Consider the following 23,438-nt stretch of genomic DNA (forward strand, 5'->3'; position numbering starts at 1 on the left):
TCCCATGCCGAACTCAGAAGTGAAACGCGGTAGCGCCGATGGTAGTGTGGCATTCGCCATGCGAGAGTAGGACACTGTCAGGCACCTATTTAGAAGAGGCTTCCCATTCGGGAGGCCTTTTTGCATTTCTGCAATTCAAAAACTGCCCTGCCGCCGGCATTTTAGTAAAAGTGCTGGGCTATCAAGGGATTGCCCGTTACTCTTTAGCCGTTGCCGATTAACACGTGATGCTGCCAGCGAGGTATTGATGGCTACGTTGAAGGAAATTGCACAGGAAGCGGGGGTTTCTCTCGCCACGGTATCCCGGGTACTGAACGAGGATCCCAGCCTGAGCGTCAAGGAAGAGACCAAGCAGCGGATCTTCGAGATTGCCGAACGGCTGGAGTACAAGACCAGCAGCGCCCGCAAGGGGGTGCACAAGAGCAAGCTGCACTTTCTGGTGGTCTATGCCTATCCCCAGAGTACCGAGGTCAACGACCCTTACTATCTCGCTATCCGTTATGGCATCGAGACCCAGAGTGCCCGCCTCAATATCGAACTGACCCATCTCTACAACTGTGGTGAAGGGCGTGAATTGAGCGCCGTGGATGGCATTCTGGTGGTCGGCACACTCACAGCCGAACGTCTCGTCCAGCTAAGGGCTTGTTCCAGCCAGCTGGTGTTTGTCGACTGCCGTTCACAGGGAGAGTTCGACTCGGTCGATGTGGATCTCGCCCTGATCAGCCAGCAGGTCGTCGATTACTTCATCGCGCAGGGGCACCAGCGTATCGGTTATATCGGTGGCCAGGATGAGAATCCTGATCTGCGCGAACTGGCCTTCCGGGATTATGGCCAGCGGCTGGGGGTGGTGCAGGAGAGCGATCTCTATCGCGGCGACTTCTCCAGCGCCTCCGGCTACCAGTTGGCGAAGGAGATGCTGGCAGGGGATTGGCCCAAGGCGCTGTTCGTCGCCTCCGACTCCATCGCCATTGGTGTGCTGCGTGCCATTCATGAGAAGGGACTGGCGATTCCCCAGCAGATCGAGCTTATCAGCGTCAACGATATTCCGACCGCCAAGTTCACCTTCCCGCCGCTCTCCACGGTGCGGATCCACTCCGAGTTGATGGGCTCCCAGGGGGTCAATTTGCTGGTTGAGCGGCTGCGAGACGAGCGGGATATTCCCCTTCGGGTGCTGGTACCGAGCAAGTTGACCCTGCGTGGCACCACCCGCTGATTTTAGTAAAATAAGTCACTTTTTAGTCGCGCCATCTTGCGGTGGTGCGACACCTCTCCCAAGCAAACCTCTTTCCCATATCATCCAGTAACTTCATATCATATTGTTTTATAGTTGATTTTATTGCTAACCAGCCAACTCTTATCAACATCCATGCCACTCATCCATATCTTGCCCTCCTTTATCTCCCGCTTCTGATCTCGCTCACAAAACCATCTGTTCATTGTGATCAGGTTAAAACTTTACCAATCTAAAGCTGATATTTAGTAAATGTTTATCTAGAGTTTACCCAGTTAACGTTGCCTTGTTCCGGGAGGACATGTGAATAACTGGGAAAACGTCCAATTCGTTGGTGAAAACAGGCTGGCTCCGCGCGCCTACTTCTTCTCTTATGCCGACCACGCGCTGGCGGCCACTATGCAGCGCGAGCTGAGTCGCCGTTTTCTGAGCCTTGGCGGCCAGTGGCAGTTCCACTACTTCGACCACCCCCTGCAGGTGCCGGAGGCCTTCTATCACAGCCCCATGAACGAGTGGAGCCAGATCACCGTGCCCAACATGTGGCAGATGGAGGGTCATGGCCAGCTGCAGTACACTGACGAAGGTTTTCCCTTCCCCATCGACGTGCCCTTCGTGCCGACTAACAACCCCACCGGCGCCTATCAGCGCAGCTTCACGCTGAGCCCGGCCTGGGACGGCGAGCAGGTGATCATCAAGTTTGACGGGGTGGAGACCTACTTCGAGGTCTATGTGAACGGCCACTACGTCGGCTTCAGCAAGGGGAGTCGTCTCACCGCCGAGTTCGATATCAGCGCCTACGCCAAGGTTGGGGAGAACCTGCTGTCGGTGCGGGTGATGCAGTGGGCCGACTCCACCTATATCGAAGATCAGGACATGTGGTGGATGGCGGGGATCTTCCGCGACGTCTATCTGGTGGGCAAACCGGCCGCCCATGTGCAGGACTTCTTCATCCGCACCGCGCTGGCCGATGACAATCAGAGCGCTACCCTGAGCTGCGATATCCAGCTCGAGAACCTGGGGGCGGCCGCCCGTGATCACCGTCTGGTCTGGTCCCTGCTGGATCAGGGCAGCGAGATCGCCAGCGGCTCCCTCGACCATCTCGCCATCGACGGCAAGTGTGATTGCCACTTCACGCTGGATCTGGCCAACCCCCATCTGTGGAGCGCCGAAGACCCTTACCTCTACCAGCTGCAACTCTCCCTCTACAACGGTCGGGGTGAGCTGCTGGAAGTGATCCCGCAGCGGGTCGGGGTGCGTGAAATCAAGGTCAAGGATGGCCTCTTCTACGTCAACGGCCACTACCTCAAGCTGCACGGGGTGAACCGTCACGACAACGACCACCTCAAGAGTCGCGCGGTCGGCATGGATCGGGTGGAGCGCGATATCGTGCTGATGAAGCAGCACAACCTCAACTCGGTGCGCACTGCCCACTACCCGAACGACCCGCGCTTCTACGAGCTGTGCGACCAGTACGGCCTGTTCGTGATGGCGGAGACCGACGTGGAGACCCACGGCTTTGCCAACGTCGGCGATCTCAGCCGCATCACCGATGACCCCTTCTGGGAGCCGGTGTTCGTGGATCGCATAGAGCGCCACGTGCACGCCCAGAAGAACCACCCCTCCATCATCATCTGGTCACTCGGCAACGAATCCGGCTACGGCTGCAACATCAGGGCCATGTACCAGCGCTGCAAGGCGATCGACCCGACCCGGCTGGTGCATTACGAAGAGGATCGCGATGCCGAGGTGGTGGACGTGGTTAGTACCATGTATTCCCGCGTCTCCCAGATGAACTGCTTCGGCGAGTTCCCGATGGATAAGCCGCGCATCCTCTGCGAATACGCCCACGCCATGGGTAATGGCCCGGGTGGCCTCAGCGAGTACCAGCAGGTGTTTGACCGCCATCCCCACATTCAGGGTCACTACATCTGGGAGTGGTGCGATCACGGCATTCTGGATCAGGACGAGCAGGGGCGCCCCGTTTACAAGTACGGCGGCGACTACGGCGACTACCCCAACAACTACAACTTCTGCATGGATGGCCTCATCTATCCGGATCAGACCCCGGGGCCTGGCCTGCGCGAATACAAGCAGGTGATCTGCCCGGTCAAGGTGCGCGCTCTGGATCTGGCGAGCGGCAAGCTGGCGGTCGAAAACCGCTACTGGTTCTCCACTCTCGACGATATCCGTCTGCTGGTCGAAGTGAAAGCCGAGGGCGAACTGCTGGCCAGCCAGCAAATCCGACTTGAAGGGATTGCCCCCGGTGCCACTACCGATCTGCAACTCGAACTGCCATCCCTCGATGGGCGGGAAACCTTCGTCCAGCTGCGGGTCATCAAGGCCAGTGCCACCCGCTACAGCGCGGCGGAGCACGAGCTGGGCCAGTACCAGTTCCGGCTGAAAGAGTCGACTCGCCAGCTGCTGCCCTTTGCCAATCCCAATGCTACTGCGCTGCAGATTGCCGATGAGCGCCTCGCGCTGACCCTGAGTGGCAGCGGCTTTGCCCTGCGTTTCTCGCGCCTCGACGGCAAGCTGGTGAGCTGGCAGCAGGATGGTATCGAGCTGATTGAGCGCGCGCCGCGCCTCACCTTCTTCAAGCCGATGATCGACAACCACAAGCAGGAGTACGAGAGCCTGTGGCACCCGAATCACCTGCAGATCATGCAGGAGCACTTCCGCACCTTAAGCTGGCGCCAGCTGGGTGAGGTGGTCGAGGTGACGGTCGAGAGCCTGATCGCGCCGCCGGTGTTCGATTTCGGCATGCGCTGCCGCTACGTCTACACCCTGAGCCCGAACGGCCAGCTGCACGTGGCACTGTCCGGCCAGCCCTACGGTGGCTATGACGACATCATCCCCAAGATCGGCTTCGAGCTGGGTATTCGTCAGGATCTCGACCGGGTGCACTACTACGGCATGGGACCGGGCGAGAACTATCAGGACAGCCGCCAGAGCAACTGGATCGACAGCTTCCAGAGTACAGTCAGCGAGATGTGGGAGCACTACCCCTTCCCACAGGATAACGGCAACCGCCAGCAGGTGCGCTGGGCGACCCTGACCAACCGTCACGGCGCCGGTCTCTACGTGCGGCCCGATGCCCCCATCAACCTGAGCGTCTGGCCCTACAGCTGGGAGCATATCCACGCGGCGCAGCACATCAACGAGCTGGAGCCCTGCGGTTATCTCACCCTCAATCTGGATCACAAGGTACTGGGGCTCGGCTCCAACTCCTGGGGCTCCGAGGTGCTGGACTCCTGGCGGGTGCGCTTCGAGCCGTTCTGCTTCGGCCTGACCCTGCTGCCCATCGCCCGTGGCAACCTCAATCCGGCTGCGCTGGCCGGGCTCGACCTCACCATCAACGGCGGGAGGAACCTCGCATGATCACCCTGGACAACCTGACCCTGTTCAAAAACATCTACCGGGAGGGCAAGAAGTGGGGCCGCTGCGTGGAGGCCATCAACAACCTGCCGAACCTCAAGCCCGGCATCTGCCACTCCATCGGTGACTCCCTCACCTACCGCTTGCAGGAGGGGGCCAGCCCGGCCACCTCCCTGTTCGAGGGGCAGCGCCGCTACTTCGACGTCCACTACTACCTGGAAGGGGAAGAGACGGTGGAGTGGGCTGCCAAGCCGGATCTGCGGGTCGAGCAGGCCTATGACGACACCACCGACCGCGAGTGGCTGGCCGGCGAGGTGCGTGAGCGCCAGAAAGTCGGTAACGGTCAGGTGGTGATCTTCGAGAACGATGAAGCCTACCGGTTCGTCGGCGACGGGCCGGTGCGCAAAGTGATCATCAAGGTCACCGTCGAAGGCGGCTACTTCAAGAACAAATAACAAGCCGCCGGTTCTGCATTGACAAAAGCCGGAAGGGCGGGGCTCACCCTACAAATCATGCCCCGCCCTTTCGCGAGATAACTACAGGTCTGGAGATGCACCATGTCTGATTCCAAACGCAATACGATAGGCAAGTTTGGTCTGCTGTCGCTCACCTTCGCGGCGGTATTCAGCTTCAACAACGTCATCAACAACAACATCGAGATCGGTCTGGCCTCGGCCCCGATGTTCTTTCTGGCCACCATTTTTTACTTCATTCCGTTTTGTCTGATCATTGCGGAATTTGTGTCACTGAATAAGAACTCCGAAGCGGGGGTTTATGCCTGGGTGAAGAGCTCCCTCGGCGGTCGCTGGGCCTTCATCTCCGCCTACACCTACTGGTTCGTGAACCTCTTCTTCTTCACCTCGCTGCTGCCGCGGGTTATCGCCTACGCCTCCTATGCCTTCCTCGGCTACGAGTACATTCTCACCCCGGTGGCGACCACGGCGTTGAGCATGGTGCTGTTTGCCTTTGCCACCTACGTCTCCACCAACGGCGCCAAGATGCTCGGCCCCATCACCTCGGTGACCTCGTCCCTGATGCTGCTGCTGACCCTCTCCTACATTCTGCTGGCAGGTGCGGCTCTGGTGGGCGGTGTGCAACCGGCTGACCCCATCACGGTAGAGGCCATGGTCCCCGATTTCAGCTGGGCCTTCCTCGGTATCACCACCTGGATCTTTATGGCAGCCGGTGGCGCCGAGTCGGTGGCGGTCTACGTCAATGACGTGAAGGGGGGCTCCAAGTCATTCGTGAAGGTGATCATCATCGCCGGGATCTTTATCGGCGTGCTCTACTCCATCGCCTCCCTGCTGATCAACGTGTTCGTGCCGAGCGGTACCCTGAAATATACCGGCGGCTCGGTGCAGGTGTTTGAAGGGCTGGCAGCCTACTTCGGCCTGCCGGAGATCCTGATGAACCGCTTTGTCGGGCTGGTCTCCTTCACCGCCATGTTCGGCTCCCTGCTGATGTGGACGGCGACCCCGGTGAAGATCTTCTTCTCCGAAATCCCGGCCGGCATCTTTGGCAAGAAAACCGTCGAGCTGAACGAGAACGGCGTGCCCGCCCGTGCTGCCTGGATCCAGTACCTCATCGTGCTGCCGCTGATGGTGATCCCGACCCTGGGCTCCAACACAGCGCAGGATCTGATGAACACCGTCATCAACATGACCGCCGCCGCCTCCATGCTGCCGCCGCTGTTCATCATGCTGGCCTACCTCAATCTGCGTTTGAAGCTCGACCACCTGCCGCGGGAGTTCAGGATGGGTTCGCGCACCACCGGCATCGCCGTGGTCTCGGTGCTGATCGCCATCTTCTCGGTGGGCTTCCTCGCCTCCACCTTCCCGACCGGCGCCGACATCATGACCATCATCTTCTACAACGTCGGCGGGATCGTGATTTTCCTCGGCTTCGCCTGGTGGAAATACAACAGATACGAGGCCTCCCTCAGTGCCGAAGCGCGTGCCAAAGAGGCCGAGCCGACAGCGCAGGTTGCCATGCAGACGCCATAGCCACTGCATTGAATCCCAATCAAACCGGGTGGCCGTTGGCCACCCGCAAACCGTTGAACCAGAAAAGGAAAAGAGCATGAGCGAGACGATCGAGTTTGCCGAATTCAAACGGGTCGAGATGAAGGTGGGCAAGGTGCTGGAGGTGGTGCGTCACCCCGGGGCCGACAAACTCTACATCGTCCAGATCGACGTGGGTGGCGAGCGGCCGCTGCAGACCGTCACCAGTCTGGTGCCCTACTACAGCGAAGAGGAGCTGATGGGCAGCGAGGTGGTGGTACTGACCAACCTTAAGCCCACCAAAATGCGCGGCGAGCGCTCCGAGTGCATGTTGCTCTGCGCCGAGACCCCGGACGAGAGCCAGAGCGTGCTGTTGCAGCCGCGGGTGCCGATGGCGCCGGGCACTCCGATCGTCTGACTGGTATTGCGAGCCGGTGCTGGAGACGGCACCGGTTCACCAACGAGGCCGCCCACGCGGCCCGATCATAACAAGAGAGTAAAGCGCAGGGCCGACAGACCCTTGCCGAACACATCACAGAGTCACAGCGTTACCCGCAGGGAGCGCGAGTCCACTGGAGGACACCATGTCTGAATCCGTACGCGGCACCATAGGCAAGTTTGCCCTGTTGTCGATGACCTTTGCCGCCGTATTCAACGTGCGCAACATCGTCAACAACAACATCGAACTGGGGCTCAGCTCAGCCCCTATCTTCCTGCTGGCGACCATCGTCTACTTCATCCCGTTCGTCTTCATCATCGCCGAGTTCGTCTCGGCCAATAAAAACTCCGAGTCGGGGATGTACGACTGGCTGAAAAAGCCGCTCGGTACCCGGATGGCCTATCTGGGTTCGTTTCTCTACTGGTTCGTGAACCTGTTCTGGTTCGTCTCTCTGCTGCCCAACGTCATCGCCTACGCCTCCTACGCCATGCTGGGCTATGAGTACAGCTTCTCGCCCATGGTCACTTCGATCATCTCCATCGTGCTGTTTGCGGCGGCGACCCATATCTCCACCAAGGGGGCGAGCTGGCTTGGCAAGATTGCCGAAATAGTGGCCTACGGTGTGTTTGCCCTGTTCGCCATCTATGTGCTGGGCGCCCTGATGGCTTTGAGTGGCGATCATGTGCCGGCCCAGCCCATCACGCTGGAGGCGATGACTCCCACCGTCAACTGGGCGACCCTCGGCATCATGTGCTGGATCTTCCAGGCGGCGGGTGGTGCCGAGACCGCAGCGGCCTACCTCAATGATGTGAAGGGTGGCCAGAAGTCCTTCATCAAGGTGATCATCAGCGCCGGCATCGTCATCGGCGCCATGTATGCGGTCGGTTCCCTGCTGGTGAACGTGTTCGTGCCGCGCGAGAGCCTCACCTATGCCGGCGGCATGGTGGAGATCTTCACCGGCATGGCGCAGTATTTCGGGCTTTCCGAGGCGCTGGTGGGCCGCTTCGTCGGCGTGGTGCTGTTTATCGCCATGTTCGGCTCCATGATGATGTGGACCTCGGCGCCGGTGAAGATCCACTTCTCCGAGATCCCGCAGGGGGTTTACGGCGAGAAGACCACCCAGCTCAACGAGCACGGCGTGCCGGTGCGCGCCGCCTGGTGGCAGTTTGTCTTTGTGTTCGCGATGCTGGTGGTCAACGGCTTCGGCTCCGAGTCGGTGCAGCAGATGATGAACACCGCCATCAACCTTACCGCCGGCACCGCTATGTTGCCGCCGATCTTCATCATGGTGGCCTACTTCGTGTTTCGCTGGAAACATGACGACACCCCCCGTGACTTCCGCATGGGGTCGCGCACCTTCGGGATGGGCGTGGTGTCGGTGCTGATCGCCATCTTCGTGGTGAGCATGAGCGCTTCTGCCTTCCCGGCCGGAGTGGATCTGGTACGCGCCTTCTTCATCAACGTCTTTATGACCGCGGTCTTCTCGGCACTGGCATACTGGTGGATCTCCCGCTTCGAGAAGCGGCAGTCCCGCAAGCTCGCCGGCAATGACAAGAAGATCGGCAACGGCAAGCTGGCCAGCCAGCGCTGATCGGCAGAACGAAAAAGCGAGACGGGCGGCCTTGGTCGCCCGTTTTTTTATCCATTTCGCGCCGGTTTGGCGCTATCTGGCCGCGGGTCATCAACTTCCGCTATTCGACAAAGCAAAGGCGTTAAGCATTGATGAACAATTAACCGCTGCACAACGTTGCGCCTCTCCGTTATCGGGGTAAGCTGGAGGTTCGTTTTAGCGGGAGGTGCCAGACATCTCCCGCTCTGTTTCTTGTCATCCCCAATCCTGACTGCCGTCACGGCAGCAGGATGCCCCTCTGATGGAGACCTTTCGTGCGTCTGGATCCCTTTACTGTTGTGCTGATTGCGGTGGTCACCCTGGCCTCCCTCTTTCCCTGCGAGGGGCAGGTGGCCGTCTGGTTCGGTCTGCTGACCAAGCTGGCGGTGGCGCTCTTGTTCTTCATGCATGGCGCCAAGCTGTCGCGCCAGAACCTGCTGGCGGGCCTCGGCCACTGGCGGCTTCATCTGGTGGTGATGCTCAGCACCTTCGTGCTCTTTCCGCTGCTGGGGCTGCTGCTCACCCCGCTGGTGCCGAGCTGGCTGAGCCCGGCCATCTACCTTGGCTTCCTCTATCTCTGCGCTCTGCCTGCCACCGTGCAGTCGGCTATCGCCTTTACCTCCATGGCTGGCGGCAATGTGTCGGCGGCGGTGTGCAGCGCCTCGGCCTCCAGCATCCTCGGTATCTTTCTCTCGCCGGTGCTGGTGGGGATGATGATCCACGTACAGGGGGAGGGGATCGACACCTGGCACTCCATCCAGTCCATCATGATGCAGCTGATGCTGCCTTTTGTGGTGGGCCACCTGTCGCGTCCGCTCATTGGCCGCTGGGTCGACAGCCACCGGCCGCTCATCGGCAAGCTGGATCAGAGCTCCATCCTGCTGGTGGTCTATGTGGCCTTCAGCGAGGCGGTGGTGCAGGGGATTTGGCACCAAGTGGGCTGGTACGATCTGGCCAGTATCGTGCTGCTGAGTTGCGTCTTGCTGGCGCTGGTGCTCTGCTGGAACGTCTGGATCAGCCGTCGCCTCGGCTTCGACAAGGCGGACGAGATCACCATCGTATTCTGCGGCTCCAAGAAGAGCCTCGCCAACGGGGTACCCATGGCCAACGTCATGTTCCCCGCCGCCAGCGTCGGGGTGATGGTGCTGCCGCTGATGATCTTCCACCAGATCCAGCTGATGGTCTGCGCCGTGCTGGCCCGCCGCTATCACGAGCAGGGGCATTGATACTCGCGCCATTTTGACTGCCATGAAAAGAGGGAGGCCCGTTGGCCTCCCTCTTTTCATCTGCATGTCGACCGGCGTGCTAGCGTTTGCGCCAGACGGTGAGCTGCGCCACCGTGTGCTGGTATTTGCGGGCGGTCTCGCGGATGACGAAAGGCACATCCCGCGGCGGGCAGTGCTCCTCGAACTCCGCCGCCAGCAGCCGTTGCAGCGCCTGATAGGTGGTGAGCGCCTCGCCGTTTTCACGAATGCCGCCGAGCCAGTTGGCGGGCGGAGTATATTCCGCCAGCCAGGTATAGGGGCTGGTGAGCACCAGCAGGCCACCGCTGCGCAGCCGGGGAGCGATATCCCGCAGGAAGCGGGCGGGCTCCCGCAGCCGGTCGATCAGGTTGGAGGCGAGCACCAGATCGTAGTGGTCATATTTGGGCTTGAGGTTGCAGGCATCCCCCTGACTGAAGTGGATGCGCTCAGCCTGACTCGCCCCCAGCCTGTGGCTCGACAGGCGTGCCTCGCAATACTCCACCAGTTCACCCTCCAGCGGAATGGCGTAGCGGAAGCTGTCCTGGCTGGCGAGGGCCAGCGCCACATCGATGAAGCGGGCCGAGTAGTCGACCCCGTCCACATGCTGGAAGTGGCGAGCCAGTTCGAAGCTGGCGCGGCCGGTGGCACAGCCGATATCCAGTGCCCGCTGGTGGTTGCTGCACAGCTCGCCAGCAAGATCAGCAAGCGTCTTGGCGTAGTTGGCGACCCCGAAGTGGCTGGGGCCGTACTGGAAGTCGAGGTACTGAGCGACCAGCGTGTCGGTTTCATAGGGATTCACGATAACGGGTTCCTGATAACGGGAGACCAGATAGCGGAAACCCGCATGCTGGAAGAAGTGACGCCGAAAGGCGTAACGGGATGATTTGAGCGCTTCGTTACCTGTGCTGATCCAGCTGCCCCCCTTGATCAGGGTGTGCTTGCCATCAAAGGTCGGGGTGGAGAAGTCGTCGTAGAGCGGGTGGATTTTAAAGCCGTCGAAGCCATCGATGGCGGTGCTGGTCCACTGCCAGACATTGCCCACCAGATCGAAGAACTCCCCTTGCGGGCAGGCATCCACCGGGCAGGAGGAGGCAAAACGGGCCAGATTGATATTGCCGGGGGCCTCTGTCCAGTCCGGCTGATCGCCGGGTAGCTGCTCGCGCAGCAGCTGCCACTCCGCCTCGCTCGGCAGCTGGATGGGGAGTCCGGTCCGGGCCGCCTTCCAGCGGCAGAAGGCAGCCGCTTCCAGCTGATTCACCTCGACCGGCCAGTCCCAGGGCATGGCGACCTGCTCGGTCATCAGCCGCAGCTGCAATTGTTCGGGCTCGGTGGGATCACCCACCCAGAAGGTGGGCATCTGCGCCTTGGCGTACTGGCACCAGCCCCATCCCTCCTCATCCCACCACTGTTGTTGGCCATAGCCGCCCGCCTGGACGAAGGCGAGGTACTCGGCATTGCTCACCAGCATGCGGCTGGCCTGAAACGGGGCCAGCTCGATCTGGCGCTCGCCATATTCGTTGTCCCAGCCGTAGGTGGCGTCCTGCTTGCCAAGGCGCACCTTGCCGCCGGCCACCGGCAGCAGGCTGTTGGCGGGCACCTGATCAATGCGGTGGCGTGCTTCGGCGCAGGCGGGCCAATAAGGCTGCGGCCGCACCCAGGCGATCGGCAACTGGCGGATCAGCACGCTGGAGGTCTCGAGGTGGATGCGCTCGTGCTCTATCCCCATCAGGATCACCCAGGCCGGACTCTGCCAGTCGATGGGCAGGGTGAGCGGCATCTGGCGGATGAAGTCGCACACCAGCGAACGGACTTTGGCCCGATAGCTGCGCAGCTCGCTAACTTTGGGCCAGTCGTAGTGGGTCTCGTCCAGATCGTCCCAGCTCATCTCGTCCACCCCGATGGCGACCATGGCCTCGATGCGGGCATCCAGCCGCTGATCGATCAGGCGTGCCGCCAGCAGCTTGTTGATAAAGAAGGCGGCGGTGTGGCCGTAGTAGAAGATGAGCGGGTGGCGCAGCGGGATCGCCTTGTTGAACCAGGCCCGCTCATCGGCCAGACAGTCGAACAGCGAGTCGTAGAGATCGAAGGTCTGGCAGAAGTAGGCGAGCAGCTCGCGCCGTTTCTGCTCGGGATCGCTGCCGGTCAGCAACGGGGTGCGAGTCGGTTCCGGCAGACCGGTGGCGGTGGCATAGAGAGGGCTTGCTTGGGTCACGCTCTGACTCCTTGTTGGCAGTGAAGACTGACAAGACAGTGGTAATGACATTACCGCAATGGAGAGCTTGGTACGCACGAAGTACCACTATTGGCTCAACAGACCGGCAGGACAATTAAAAACTTCCACGGGCTGTCAGCATAGTGACCGGCAGGACGACCCGCCAATCAGCCACAATCATATCCGTTCGAGAATGGTTATTTTCACCAAAATATGGTCTAAATGGCTCTCTTAATTCTTCGTTCTGTTCTGGGTGAAAAAGTTATTTCCTTTTGAATCATTAGGTTAATTTTTGGCTCGCGCTTTGCATAGCATGAAAACCAATTGGCCCTGGATGGCCAACACATAAGGAGGAGAGTAGCGATGAAATGGATGATGGTTGTCATGTTGATGGCAGGGCTCAGTGGTTGTCACTGGCTGGATCAGACCAGAGTGACCGGAACGGGGGCTGTGGTCGAGCGCCAGCAGGCGCTCGGTGACGGGGTGACCCGGGTGCTGGCGGGTGTGCCTGCCACCCTCCATCTGGTAGCGGGGGAGCCGCGCGGTATCCTGATCAAGGGGCAGGAGAACCTGCTGCCCTATCTGGTGCTGACCGAGAGCGGCGACAAGCTGGAGATCGAGGTGAAGGAGGGTTACCGGCTCGAGCCTACCGAGCCGCTGGAGCTGACCATCACCTTGCCGGTGTTGAACGAACTGGCATTGGCCGGGACCGGCAACGGCGATCTGAGCGGCTTCAAGGGCGATGAGCTGGTGCTGTCGGTGGCCGGTACCGGTGACATCGTCGCCAGTCAGCTGGAGCTGCAACGGCTGGAAGGGAATATCGCTGGCACCGGCAGTCTGGAGCTGGGCAGCGGTTCGGCACAGGCTATCGAGCTGAACATTGCCGGTGCTGGCGATGTGCTCGGGAGCGAGATGCGCGGCAACGAGGTAGAGGTCAATATCGCCGGCAGTGGTGATGTGGCGGTACGGGCGCAGGAGACGCTGAAAGTCGGCATCGCCGGCTCAGGCAACATCGCCTACTGGGGCGATCCCAAGGTGGAGCAGCAGATCGCAGGCTCCGGCGGCGTGACCCGAGCGGGCAGCTGATATCAACCGATCACCACAACTGAAACAGGCCCGCAACGGGCCTGTTTTGATCAGAGGTGGCGGGCGTGAAAGCGCAGGTGCGCCTCGATAAAGCTCGCCACGAAGTAGTAGCTGTGGTCATAGCCCTCGTGGCGGTTGAGCTCCAGCGGCCACTCCTTGCTGGTGGCCACCTCGGCCAGCGCATCGATGTGCAACTGCTCGGCGAGGAAGGGATCATCCAGTCCCACATCCACCAGGGTGGGCAGCGGCGTGACCGGCTGGTGGCGCAGCAGCTGGCAGGCATCCCACTCCTGCCACAACAAGGGATTGCTGCCGAGGTAGGCGCCGAGCGCCTTCTGGCCCCAGGGGCAGCGGCTCGGGTGGCAGATCGGGCTGAACGCCGAGACCGAGCGGTAGCGACCGGGCTCGCGCAGAGCGGCGATGAGCGCACCGTGACCGCCCATGGAGTGGCCGCTGATGGCGCGTCGGGTCGAGACCGGGAAGTGGGTCTCGATCAAGTCAGGCAGTTCGCGGGTGACGTAGTCATACATCTGGTAGTGCGCCTGCCAGGGGCTCTGGCTGGCATTGACGTAAAAACCTGCGCCCATGCCGAGGTCATAACCGGGATCGTCGGCCACGCCGTCGCCGCGGGGGCTGGTGTCCGGTGCCACCAGGGCGATGCCAAGCTCGGCGGCGATGCGCTGGGCACCCGCCTTCTGCATGAAGTTCTCATCGGTGCAGGTGAGGCCGCTGAGCCAGTAGAGCACGGGCACCTTCTGGCCGGTGAGGGCCTGGGGCGGCAGATAGATGGCAAAACTCATCTCGCAGCCGAGCACGCTGGCGTGGTGGCGACAGCGCTTGTGCCAGCCGCCGAAGCTCTTGTTGCTGCTGATAATCTCCAGATTCATCGAAAGACTCCTGCACCCCGCCCACGATGGCGGGCGGGGTGATCATGCTCAGTAGTGGATGACGGTGCGAATGCTCTTGCCTTCATGCATCAGGTCGAACGCCTCGTTGATCTGTTCCAGCGGCATGGTGTGGGTGATGAAGTCATCGAGGCGGAACTCACCCTGCATATAGCGCTGCACATAGCTCGGCAGCTCGCTGCGACCGCGAACCCCGCCGAAGGCGCTGCCGCGCCAGACCCGACCGGTCACCAGCTGGAACGGACGGGTGCTGATCTCCTGACCCGCTCCGGCGACGCCGATGATGACCGACTCGCCCCAGCCCTTGTGGCAGCACTCCAGCGCCGCACGCATTACCTTGACGTTGCCGATGCACTCGAAGGAGAAGTCGACGCCGCCATCGGTCAGCTCGACGATCACCTCCTGAATCGGTTTGTCGTAATCGTTCGGATTGATGCAGTCGGTGGCGCCCAGCTTGCGGGCCAGCTCGAACTTGCTCTCGTTGATGTCGATGGCGATGATGCGACCGGCCTTGGCCAGACGGGCACCGATCACCGCCGAGAGGCCGATGCCCCCCAGCCCGAAGATGGCGACGCTCTCACCCTCCTTCACCTTGGCGGTGTTCATCACGGCGCCGATGCCGGTGGTGACGCCACAACCGAGCAGACAGACCTCTTCCAGTGGGGCGGCCGGGTCCACTTTGGCGATGGAGATCTCCGGCAGTACCGTGTATTCGCTGAAGGTGGAGGTGCCCATGTAGTGATAGATGGGCTGGCCATCTTTCGAGAAGCGGGTGGTGCCGTCCGGCATCAGCCCCTTGCCCTGAGTGGCGCGGATCTTCTGGCAGAGGTTGGTCTTGCCGGATTTGCAGAATTTGCACTCGCCGCACTCGGGGGTGTAGAGCGGGATCACATGATCCCCCACTTTGACGCTGGTGACGCCCTCGCCGACCGATTCGACGATGCCGCCCCCCTCGTGGCCGAGAATGCAGGGGAAGACCCCTTCCGGATCCTCACCGGAGAGGGTGAAGGCATCGGTGTGGCAGACGCCGGTCGCGACGATGCGCACCCGCACTTCGCCCGCTTGCGGTGGCATGACTTCCACCTCTTCGATGGAGAGGGGCTGACCCGGGCCCCAGGCGATGGCGGCTTTACACTTGATGCTTTGAACCTGTGCCATGAATGACATCCTTCTTGTTGAGCAGGGTGAACAGAGATGAGTTCGGGCACTCAGTGTAGTTTCCCGCCGATTTGGTGATAATGAGGGCAAATCTCAAATCACTTTTACACACAGGTAATAATGTTCGGCTGGGAAGGGATCTGTGAATTTGTCAGCGTGGCGGAGCAGGGGGGCTTTACCCCGGCGGCACGCAAGCTGGGAGTGTCGGTGGCGCAGGTCAGCCGTCAGGTGGCACAGCTGGAAGATCGGCTGCAGGCCAAGTTGCTGCTGCGTACCACCCGTCAGGTACGGCTCACCGAGCTTGGCGAGATCTACTATCGCCACTGCCGTCAGCTGCTGGACAACCTCTACGAGGCGGAGCTGGCGGTGGGGCGCCATCAGGCGGTGCCGCAGGGCACCCTGCGCATTACGGCCCCCGTCTCCTACGGCGAGAGCCGCATCGCCCCGCTGGTGAACGACTTCATGGTGCGCTTCCCCCAGCTGGAGGTGACCCTCAACCTCACCAACCAGCTGCTGGATCTGGTGCACGAAGGCTACGATCTGGCGCTGCGGCTCGGCCACCTCAAGGATTCGACGCTGGTGGCGCGCAAGCTGGCGCAGCGGGTGCCCTATGTCTGCGCCTCACCGGCCTACACCGCCCGCCACGGCATACCCAACAGCCTCTCCGAGCTGACTCGCCACACCTGCCTGGTGGGCAACAGCGACGAGTGGCACTTCACCCTGGATGGCCGTCCCCACAGCGTGCGGGTGCACGGCCTGCTGCACTGCAACAGCGGTCACGCCCTGCTGGATGCGGCGCTCAAGGGGATCGGCATCATCCAGCTGCCGGACTACTACGTCAGCGACCACCTGGCCCGGGGCGAGCTTATCGAGCTGCTGCCGGAGCTGCGGGCGCCGGCGGAGGGGATCTGGGCCCTCTATCCCCACAACCGCCACTTATCTCCCAAGGTGCGGCTGCTGGTGGACTATCTGGCCGAACGGCTGAGCGACCCTCACCAACCGGCGCTGGTGATGCCGATAGGCTAGGGTGTTCCCCGCCTGTTGACTCACTGGCGGCGGGCGACAGGTGCGATGGCCTGAAAATAAAAGAGCCCTTGAGGAATCAAGGGCTCTTTTGCAGGTAGCAACCGGATGGTCAGTGACCCATTACTCGATATTCTGGATCTGCTCGCGCATCTGCTCGATGAGGACTTTCAGCTCGACGGCGGACTGGGTCACTTCGGCATTGATGGACTTGGAGCCCAAGGTGTTCGACTCGCGGTTGAACTCCTGCATCATAAAGTCGAGACGACGACCGCAGGCGCCACCCTTCTTCATGATCTTGTTGGTTTCGCTGATGTGCATCTCCAGACGATCCAGCTCTTCGGCCACGTCGATCTTCTGGGCCAGCAGCACGATCTCCTGCTCGATGCGGGCCGGATCCAGCTCCACCTTGGCTTCGGCCAGACGGTCGGTGAGCTTCTGGCGCTGCCACTCGATGATCTGCGGCAGGTGGACGCGCACCTTCTTCACTTCCACCTGAATACCGGCCAGACGCTGTTCGATCAGCGCCTTGAGGTTGGCCCCTTCGCTGGCGCGGGAGGCGAGGAAATCTTCCATGGTCTGGTCAAACCCGCCGAGCAGCTCGGTGGCAACCGCGTCCATGTCCTGTTCGGCGGCAGCCATGACGCCCGGCCAACGCAGTACGTCGACCGGGTTGAGCTGGCCCTGGCCTGCTTCTTTCATTACCCAGTTGGCGCTGTCGATGATCAGCTTGGCCAGCTCTTCATTGATATGGAGTTGGCTGGCAGCGGCCTGAGCGGCTTCAAAACGCAGGTTGCACTCCACCTTGCCGCGCTGCAGCTTGGCGCGGAAACGCTCACGCAGTACCGGCTCCAGGCTGCGCAGTTGCTCCGGCAGGCGAATGTAGGTTTCCAGATAGCGCTGGTTTACCGAACGAATTTCCCAAACGGCTGTGCCCCAGTCGCCCTTGAATTCCTTGCGGGCGTAGGCGGTCATGCTGTGAATCATTGATTGTTCCGGGCTTGATGAAGTGTGGCGGGATTATACCCAGCTGGGGGCAGGGCGTCAGCCGAAGTGTTGGTTTTAGCGGCTGATATTTGGGGCGGGATCACTTATAATCCCCCGCCAATTTGAGCCAGCCCAGAGGTCCGTTCCATGTCACGTCCAAGCGATCGCAGTGCCGCGCAACTTCGCCCAGTTACCATTACCCGCAATTTCACCAAACATGCAGAAGGCTCAGTGCTGGTGGAGTTCGGTAACACTCGCGTGCTCTGCACCGCCAGCGTTGACACCAGCGTGCCGCGCTTCCTGAAAGGGAAGAATCAGGGCTGGGTAACTGCCGAATACGGCATGCTGCCGCGCTCCACCCACTCCCGGATGAACCGCGAAGCGGCCTCCGGCAAGCAGAGTGGCCGCACTCTGGAGATCTCCCGTCTGATCGCCCGCTCCCTGCGCGCGGCGGTAGACCTGACTGCGCTGGGCGAGCACTCCATCACAGTTGACTGTGACGTGCTGCAAGCCGATGGCGGCACCCGCACCGCTTCCATTACCGGTGCCTGCGTGGCGCTGGTGGATGCGCTGAACTGGATGGTCGAGAAGGGCATGATCAAGCAGAGCCCGCTCAAGCAGATGATCGCCGCCGTCTCCGTCGGTATGTATCAGGGTGAAGCCATCTGCGATCTGGAGTACATCGAAGACTCCGCCGCCGAGACCGACATGAACGTGGTGATGACCGAAGATGGTCGCATCATCGAGGTGCAGGGCACCGCGGAGGCCGAGCCCTTCACCCATGAGGAGCTGCTGGAGATGCTGGCGCTCGCCAAGGGCGGCATCGCCGACATCATTGCGCTGCAGAAGCAGTCGCTCTCCTGATACCAGGACCTGTTGATGTTTCGGCACAAGTCGCGTTGCAGTGTCAAAGGATGCCAGGCTAGGCGCAGGATGCCGCCAATGGTTATTCCCTTGGCAAGTCCTGCAACAACGCATGGCATCCTTTGCCACGCAACCCGTAGGGACGGGTCTGTTTTTGTGCATAACGTCGTTATTCGATGCCTCGTTTGGATTACCAAACTTCGCATCTCATGCCTAGTTCTGCGCAAAAACCGACTCCGTCGCGGCTGTGACGAAGCGTCAACAGATCCTGCAAACGCGGCATTGACCGCGTTTTTTTATACCCCCACACAAGACAACGACAAGCCAAGCAAGGAGCCAGAATGAAAGCCTACCAGCGTCAATTTATCGAGTTCGCCCTGGAGAAACAGGTCCTCAAATTCGGTGAATTTACCCTGAAATCCGGTCGTAAAAGCCCCTACTTCTTCAACGCCGGTCTGTTCAACAGCGGCCGCGATCTGGCCCGTCTCGGCCGCTTCTATGCCGCCGCTCTGATGGATGCCGGTATCGAGTTTGATGTGCTGTTTGGCCCGGCCTACAAGGGGATCCCCATCGCCTCCGCTACCGCCGTGCAGCTGGTGGAGCAGCACGATGTGGACGTGCCCTGGTGCTTCAACCGCAAGGAGGCCAAGGATCACGGCGAGGGCGGCAATCTGGTGGGCAGCCCGCTCAAGGGGCGCGTCATGCTGGTGGACGACGTCATCACCGCCGGCACTGCCATCCGCGAATCCATGGATCTGATCCAGGCCAACGGCGCCTCGCTGGCTGGCGTACTGATCGCGCTGGACCGTCAGGAGAAGGGCAAGGGCGAACTCTCCGCCATTCAGGAAGTGGAGCGTGACTACGGCGCTCACATCATCGCCATCATCCAGATGAGCGACTTGATCCAGTATCTGGAAGAGAAGCAGGCCGAACAGCCGGAGCTGGCGGCGCAACTGGCGGCCATGAAGGCTTATCGCGCCCAGTACGGTATCTGAGCTCCGCTCGCACCGCGCAATAGCTGAATGCGGCGCCCGTTTGTTCTCTGGCAGCAAACGGGCGCCGTTTTTTTCATCTGCAAAAAGTGGATCATGTGGCTTGAGCTTGCCCTTACAGTAAAGGTTAGGGTTTGCCAGTCGGCGTTTTGTTGTGCCGACGGGTTCCGGGGAGGAACAACATGACCACTCATCTTCAATCACCCATTCATCTGCAGTTGCCGCTCAGCGGCATGAGCTGCGCCAACTGCGCAGGCCGCATCGCGACCGCCCTCAACAAGCTTGAAGGGGTCGAGGCCACCGTCAACTTCGCGCTGGAGCAGGCGGCCATCGAGCTGGCCAGCCCCGATCGCCTGCCTGCGGTGCTCGACAGCATCAAGAGTCAGGGTTACGACTACGGCAGCGAGACCTTTTTGTTCCAAATTACCGGCATGACTTGTGCCGGTTGTTCGGCTCGGTTGAACAAGATGCTGGCCGCGCTGCCCGGCGTTATCTCGGCCGAGGTCAATTTCTCTATCGAACAGGCCCGCATCGTGCTGGTCCCCGGGATGCAGACGCCCGCCGCTTTGCGCGAGCAGATCGAAGCGCTCGGCTTTGGCGCCCAGCTGGCACAAGGCTCGGCCAGCGGCCGCCGCCAGCAGTTGCTGGAGCGGGAAGCGCAGGAGGCCGCCACAGCCCGTCAGGCTCAAACCCGGGTCATCGTCTCGGCTTTGCTGACGTTGCCGCTGCTGGTGGGGATGCTGGCCATGGCCGGACTGTTCCCCTGGCATCTACCCGCCTGGCTGGAGCTGGTGTTCGCCACCCCGGTGCAGTTCTGGATCGGGGCCCGTTTCTATCGCGGCGCCTGGCTTGCCATCAAGAATCGCGCAGCCAATATGGATGTGCTGGTGGCCACCGGTACCAGCGCCGCCTACTTCTACAGCCTCTATCTGCTGCTGACGTTGGGGATGGCCGCCAGCGGCAAGCTCTATTTCGAGGCGAGCGCCATCATCATTACCCTGATTTCGTTGGGAAAACTGCTGGAGGCGAGAGCCCGCCGCAGCACCCAGTCCGCCATTCGCGAACTGATGGCGCTGCGGCCGGAAACCGCCACCGTCTGGCGTGGCGAGAACTGGCAAAGCGTCGCCATCGACGAGGTGCTGCGCGGCGATCGGCTGCGGGTGCTGGTGGGTGAGCGGGTGCCGGTGGATGGCAGAATAGTGAGCGGCGCCAGCGAGCTGGACGAGTCGATCCTCACCGGTGAGAGCCTGCCGGTGCCGCGCAGTGTGGGCGACAAGGTGCTGGGCGGCGCTATCAACCGCTCCGGCGTGCTGGAGATTGAAGCCACTACCGTGGGGGAGGACTCCAGTCTCAGCAAGATCATCGCACTGGTGGAGAGTGCCCAGATGGGCAAGGCGCCGCTGCAACAGTTGGTGGACAAGGTCTCCGCCGTGTTTGTGCCGGTGGTGATGGTCATCGCTCTGTTCACCCTGCTGGTGTGGTACGCCATCAGCAATGACTTCGGTCAGGCGCTGCTGGCAGCGGTGGCGGTGCTGGTGATCTCCTGTCCCTGCGCCCTCGGGTTGGCGACCCCGGCCGCCATCGTCACTGGCACCGGGGTAGCGGCGCGCCACGGTATTCTGATCAAGGATGTCGATACCCTGCAGAAGGCCCACGCCATCAAGGCGCTCATCTTCGACAAGACTGGTACCCTGACCCAGGGGCGGCCGGTGCTGGCCAGCTGGAGCGGCAACGACGAGCAACTGCGCCTCGCTGCCGCCCTGCAGCAGGCGAGTGAACACCCGCTGGCGCTGGCCATGCGCGAGGCGGTCGGCAAAGAGGCTACGCTGCCCCAGCCGGAGGCGGTGGAAGTGCGGGTCGGGGCCGGTATTGTCGGTCAGGTAGCGGGTCACACAGTCGCCATCGGTAATGGCTCCCTGCTGGCCCAGCTCGGGATTGAACCGCCGCAACAGGATGAACAAGCCGCCGATGGCGCGACCCGGGTTTGGGTGGCCATCGACGGCACGGTGGCTGGTATCGCCGCACTGGCCGATACCCTGCGCCCCGAGAGCCCGGAAGCCATCGCCACCCTGCGCCAGCGCGGTATCGCCAGCTGGCTGGTGAGTGGCGATGCACCGGCGCCGGTGGCCCATATTGCCGCCAAGCTGGGGCTGGACGGGGCCTTTGACTCCGTGCTGCCAGCGGGCAAGGTGGAGAAAGTGGAGGCGCTGCGGGCGCAAACCCGCGGGCTGGTGGCCATGGTGGGGGACGGGGTGAACGATGCCCCGGCGCTGGCGGCGGCGGACGTCGGCATCGCCATGGGCTCCGGCTCCGACGTGGCGATGGAGACCGCCGCCATCACCCTGATGCGATCCGACCCGCGGCTGGTGGCCGATGCCATCGATATCTCGGCGGCCACCTGGCGCACCATACAGCAGAATCTGTTCTGGGCCTTCGTATTCAACATCATCGGCATTCCGCTGGCGGCGCTGGGCTACCTGAGCCCCGAGCTGGCGGGGGCGGCCATGGCCCTGAGCAGCATCACAGTATTGAGCAATTCCCTGTTATTGAAACGCTGGCAGCCCAGGGCGGCGCACGTGCCAGCATCCAACCCGATCAGTAAGGAGGCATAAATGAACATCAGCAAGGTTGCCAAGGCCACGGGGCTGACCGCCAAGACCATCCGTTATTACGAGAGCATTGGCCTCATCACAGCCCCGGTACGCAGTGACAACGGTTATCGCAGTTACACCGAGGGGGCGCTGCGTGAGCTGCGTTTCGTCAAACGGGCGCGGGAGACCGGCTTCAATCTGGAGGAGTGTCAGGAGCTGCTGGCGCTCTATCGGGACGAACACAGAACCAGCGCCCAGGTGAAGAAGCTGGCGCAGGAGAAGATCGTCGATCTGCGCGCCCGCATTGCCGGTTTGCAGGCCATGCTTACCTCCCTGGAAGGGTTGGTTTGCTGCTGCCACGGGGATGAAAATCCCGAGTGCCCGATCCTCGACGAATTGGAGAAGGGGTGAGCAAGGACTCACCTGCCAGCGCAGAAGAAATCGTTGTTGATTGATTAACTTCTTAATAAGCGGCGCTTTATTGTTGCGGGTCAGGGGGTAATGGTAGACTGCTCGGCTCTTGTACAGGAGTACTCAGTTGACCCAGAGTGTGACACGCCAGGTTAAGCAGGCCATTATGGCCCAGCTCTATACCCATGCATCGTTCAGTCTCCCCTGTTTGGGCGTGTTGGCATTTGGCTGGAGTCTGCTGTTTCACGACTATCTACCCGCTATCGAAGCGCTCGGTTGGCTGGCAGGCACTTTTCTGTGGCTGCTTGGTCGGGGCTGGCACCTGCGCTGGCGCCGAGCCCGCCTGCACCAGACACCGTTGCCGGTGCTGGAGCGGGAGCTCTTTATCGGAGCCACCATCACCTCCATCATCTGGGCTCTCGGGGTGCTGCTCTACATGGACAAGCTGCCCGATACCTACCGGGCCGCCATGATGATGCTCTCCAGCCTCATTCTTACCGGCAGCGCCATCATGCTGTTTGGCAGCCGCCGCACCCTCTATGGTTCCGCTCTGCCACTGGGTATGGCGATGCTGTTCGAGCTGGGCAATGGCAACGAGCAGGAACGAATCGTCTCCTGCATGCTGGCGGGTTATCTGTTTGTCTTTCTGCCGACCCTGCTCCGCCGGATGCGGCGGGATCAGATCGCCTCGCTCCACCACCGTTTCTCCAACGCCGAACTGGTGGCCGAACTGAAGGCGGTCTCCGAGCATTTGCGTCTCACCTCTCGCCTCGACGGCCTGACCGGCATCGCCAACCGCGCCCATCTCGACGACTCTCTGGAGCGGGCCTGGCGGCGCTGTCACCGCGCCCGGGCGCCGTTGTCGCTGGTGCTGGTGGATGTGGATTACTTCAAGCAGTTCAACGATCTCTACGGCCATCAGCTGGGGGATGACTGCCTGCAACAGGTGGCTGGATTGCTGGCCGAAGTGGAGCGGCGCGAGGATGATCTGGCGGCCCGTTACGGGGGCGAAGAGTTCGCCTTGCTGCTGCCCTGCACCGGCATGCAGGGGGCACTGCAGGTGGCCGACAATGTGCGGCAGGCGCTCAAGGAGCTGGCCATCCCGCACCAGAAGTCACTGGTCTCCGGTCGGGTCACATGTAGTTTTGGTGTTGCGACACTGATACCGGACAACAGCATGAAAATCGCCGATTTGATCCAAAAAGCGGATGCGGCCCTGTATCAGGCCAAGCATAATGGGCGGGATCGAATCGAAGTAGCCTTGATGGGTAAGGTTGCCTGAATTTAACGTGACAGATTAAAGAGGTTGTC

At 61.3% G+C, this 23,438-nt stretch carries 18 protein-coding genes; 14 read left to right on the forward strand and 4 right to left on the reverse strand.

The features are described from left to right. Positions 1–247 precede the first annotated feature (247 nt). From ebgR to G5137_RS17405, 7 genes are all read left to right on the forward strand, one after another. Entirely contained in the window at positions 248–1,213 is a 966-nt protein-coding gene (gene ebgR, locus G5137_RS17375; protein WP_005342046.1) for a transcriptional regulator EbgR, read from the forward strand. A 321-nt stretch (positions 1,214–1,534) separates the two neighbouring features. Continuing rightward, positions 1,535–4,609, forward strand: coding sequence for a beta-galactosidase subunit alpha (ebgA, locus tag G5137_RS17380; protein ID WP_421255722.1), 3,075 nt, complete (start codon positions 1,535–1,537; stop codon positions 4,607–4,609). Continuing rightward, positions 4,606–5,061, forward strand: a complete 456-nt coding sequence (locus G5137_RS17385) for a beta-galactosidase subunit beta (RefSeq protein WP_149153830.1) — start codon at positions 4,606–4,608, stop codon at positions 5,059–5,061. Before ebgA ends, G5137_RS17385 begins: the two co-directional genes overlap by 4 nt. 102 nt (positions 5,062–5,163) lie before the next feature. Then, positions 5,164–6,609: an amino acid permease gene (locus G5137_RS17390; RefSeq protein ID WP_421255723.1), complete on the forward strand. Its 1,446-nt coding sequence runs from the start codon at positions 5,164–5,166 to the stop codon at positions 6,607–6,609. A 76-nt stretch (positions 6,610–6,685) separates the two neighbouring features. Continuing rightward, positions 6,686–7,024, forward strand: a complete 339-nt coding sequence (locus tag G5137_RS17395; RefSeq protein ID WP_005342042.1) for a tRNA-binding protein — start codon at positions 6,686–6,688, stop codon at positions 7,022–7,024. Between the two features lie 166 nt (positions 7,025–7,190). Beyond that, the gene (locus tag G5137_RS17400) at positions 7,191–8,636 is read left to right on the forward strand and encodes an amino acid permease (RefSeq protein WP_421255724.1); all 1,446 of its coding nucleotides are present in this window, start codon (positions 7,191–7,193) and stop codon (positions 8,634–8,636) included. A 293-nt stretch (positions 8,637–8,929) separates the two neighbouring features. Continuing rightward, the gene (locus tag G5137_RS17405) at positions 8,930–9,880 is read left to right on the forward strand and encodes a bile acid:sodium symporter family protein (RefSeq protein WP_058056266.1); all 951 of its coding nucleotides are present in this window, start codon (positions 8,930–8,932) and stop codon (positions 9,878–9,880) included. 79 nt (positions 9,881–9,959) lie between these two features. Here the strand turns inward: G5137_RS17405 and ovoA are convergent, their stop codons facing one another. Further along, positions 9,960–12,110, reverse strand: coding sequence for a 5-histidylcysteine sulfoxide synthase (gene ovoA / locus G5137_RS17410; RefSeq protein WP_421255725.1), 2,151 nt, complete (start codon positions 12,108–12,110; stop codon positions 9,960–9,962). 363 nt (positions 12,111–12,473) lie between these two features. Here ovoA and G5137_RS17415 point away from each other — a divergent pair, with 363 nt between their 5' ends. Continuing rightward, on the forward strand, positions 12,474–13,196 hold the full coding sequence (locus tag G5137_RS17415) for a head GIN domain-containing protein (protein WP_421231128.1): 723 nt from the start codon (positions 12,474–12,476) through the stop codon (positions 13,194–13,196). A gap of 50 nt (positions 13,197–13,246) precedes the next feature. Here the strand turns inward: G5137_RS17415 and fghA are convergent, their stop codons facing one another. Beyond that, the gene (fghA, locus tag G5137_RS17420; protein WP_421255726.1) at positions 13,247–14,083 is read right to left on the reverse strand and encodes an S-formylglutathione hydrolase; all 837 of its coding nucleotides are present in this window, start codon (positions 14,081–14,083) and stop codon (positions 13,247–13,249) included. Between the two features lie 48 nt (positions 14,084–14,131). Continuing rightward, the gene (locus tag G5137_RS17425) at positions 14,132–15,259 is read right to left on the reverse strand and encodes an S-(hydroxymethyl)glutathione dehydrogenase/class III alcohol dehydrogenase (protein WP_058056263.1); all 1,128 of its coding nucleotides are present in this window, start codon (positions 15,257–15,259) and stop codon (positions 14,132–14,134) included. A gap of 120 nt (positions 15,260–15,379) precedes the next feature. Here G5137_RS17425 and G5137_RS17430 point away from each other — a divergent pair, with 120 nt between their 5' ends. Further along, entirely contained in the window at positions 15,380–16,285 is a 906-nt protein-coding gene (locus G5137_RS17430) for a LysR substrate-binding domain-containing protein (protein WP_421255727.1), read from the forward strand. Between the two features lie 120 nt (positions 16,286–16,405). On the opposite strand, the gene G5137_RS17435 is transcribed toward G5137_RS17430, so the two are convergent. Further along, positions 16,406–17,269, reverse strand: a complete 864-nt coding sequence (locus G5137_RS17435) for a YicC/YloC family endoribonuclease (RefSeq protein ID WP_042055361.1) — start codon at positions 17,267–17,269, stop codon at positions 16,406–16,408. A 147-nt stretch (positions 17,270–17,416) separates the two neighbouring features. On the opposite strand from G5137_RS17435, the gene rph reads away from it, so the two are divergent. The 5 genes from rph (at position 17,417) to G5137_RS17460 (ending at position 23,409) form a co-directional block, all read left to right on the forward strand. After that, the gene (gene rph / locus G5137_RS17440; RefSeq protein ID WP_005339589.1) at positions 17,417–18,133 is read left to right on the forward strand and encodes a ribonuclease PH; all 717 of its coding nucleotides are present in this window, start codon (positions 17,417–17,419) and stop codon (positions 18,131–18,133) included. 341 nt (positions 18,134–18,474) lie between these two features. Then, positions 18,475–19,128, forward strand: a complete 654-nt coding sequence (pyrE, locus tag G5137_RS17445; protein ID WP_139460235.1) for an orotate phosphoribosyltransferase — start codon at positions 18,475–18,477, stop codon at positions 19,126–19,128. A 179-nt stretch (positions 19,129–19,307) separates the two neighbouring features. Further along, the gene (locus G5137_RS17450) at positions 19,308–21,737 is read left to right on the forward strand and encodes a heavy metal translocating P-type ATPase (RefSeq protein ID WP_421255728.1); all 2,430 of its coding nucleotides are present in this window, start codon (positions 19,308–19,310) and stop codon (positions 21,735–21,737) included. After that, positions 21,738–22,127 carry a Cu(I)-responsive transcriptional regulator gene (gene cueR, locus G5137_RS17455; protein ID WP_005356117.1) on the forward strand — a complete coding sequence of 130 codons (390 nt, stop codon included), beginning with the start codon at positions 21,738–21,740 and terminating at the stop codon, positions 22,125–22,127. Between the two features lie 127 nt (positions 22,128–22,254). Then, positions 22,255–23,409 (forward strand): GGDEF domain-containing protein, encoded by a 1,155-nt coding sequence (locus G5137_RS17460; RefSeq protein ID WP_005339596.1) that lies wholly within the window; start codon positions 22,255–22,257, stop codon positions 23,407–23,409. Positions 23,410–23,438: the final 29 nt, after the last annotated feature.

The sequence above is a fragment of the Aeromonas sp. 600282 genome, assembly GCF_049175755.1.
Taxonomy (GTDB): domain Bacteria; phylum Pseudomonadota; class Gammaproteobacteria; order Enterobacterales; family Aeromonadaceae; genus Aeromonas; species Aeromonas veronii_A.

What these genes read in the sequence shown, in the direction of transcription:
- G5137_RS17415 (WP_421231128.1), top strand. Translation starts at nt 12,474, where the DNA reads ATGAAATGGATGATGGTTGTCATGTTGATGGCAGGGCTCAGTGGTTGT.
- fghA (WP_421255726.1), bottom strand. Translation starts at nt 14,083, where the DNA reads ATGAATCTGGAGATTATCAGCAGCAACAAGAGCTTCGGCGGCTGGCAC.
- G5137_RS17385 (WP_149153830.1), top strand. Translation starts at nt 4,606, where the DNA reads ATGATCACCCTGGACAACCTGACCCTGTTCAAAAACATCTACCGGGAG.
- G5137_RS17400 (WP_421255724.1), top strand. Translation starts at nt 7,191, where the DNA reads ATGTCTGAATCCGTACGCGGCACCATAGGCAAGTTTGCCCTGTTGTCG.
- G5137_RS17435 (WP_042055361.1), bottom strand. Translation starts at nt 17,269, where the DNA reads ATGATTCACAGCATGACCGCCTACGCCCGCAAGGAATTCAAGGGCGAC.
- cueR (WP_005356117.1), top strand. Translation starts at nt 21,738, where the DNA reads ATGAACATCAGCAAGGTTGCCAAGGCCACGGGGCTGACCGCCAAGACC.
- G5137_RS17450 (WP_421255728.1), top strand. Translation starts at nt 19,308, where the DNA reads ATGACCACTCATCTTCAATCACCCATTCATCTGCAGTTGCCGCTCAGC.
- G5137_RS17395 (WP_005342042.1), top strand. Translation starts at nt 6,686, where the DNA reads ATGAGCGAGACGATCGAGTTTGCCGAATTCAAACGGGTCGAGATGAAG.
- rph (WP_005339589.1), top strand. Translation starts at nt 17,417, where the DNA reads ATGTCACGTCCAAGCGATCGCAGTGCCGCGCAACTTCGCCCAGTTACC.
- G5137_RS17430 (WP_421255727.1), top strand. Translation starts at nt 15,380, where the DNA reads ATGTTCGGCTGGGAAGGGATCTGTGAATTTGTCAGCGTGGCGGAGCAG.
- pyrE (WP_139460235.1), top strand. Translation starts at nt 18,475, where the DNA reads ATGAAAGCCTACCAGCGTCAATTTATCGAGTTCGCCCTGGAGAAACAG.
- G5137_RS17425 (WP_058056263.1), bottom strand. Translation starts at nt 15,259, where the DNA reads ATGGCACAGGTTCAAAGCATCAAGTGTAAAGCCGCCATCGCCTGGGGC.
- ebgR (WP_005342046.1), top strand. Translation starts at nt 248, where the DNA reads ATGGCTACGTTGAAGGAAATTGCACAGGAAGCGGGGGTTTCTCTCGCC.
- G5137_RS17390 (WP_421255723.1), top strand. Translation starts at nt 5,164, where the DNA reads ATGTCTGATTCCAAACGCAATACGATAGGCAAGTTTGGTCTGCTGTCG.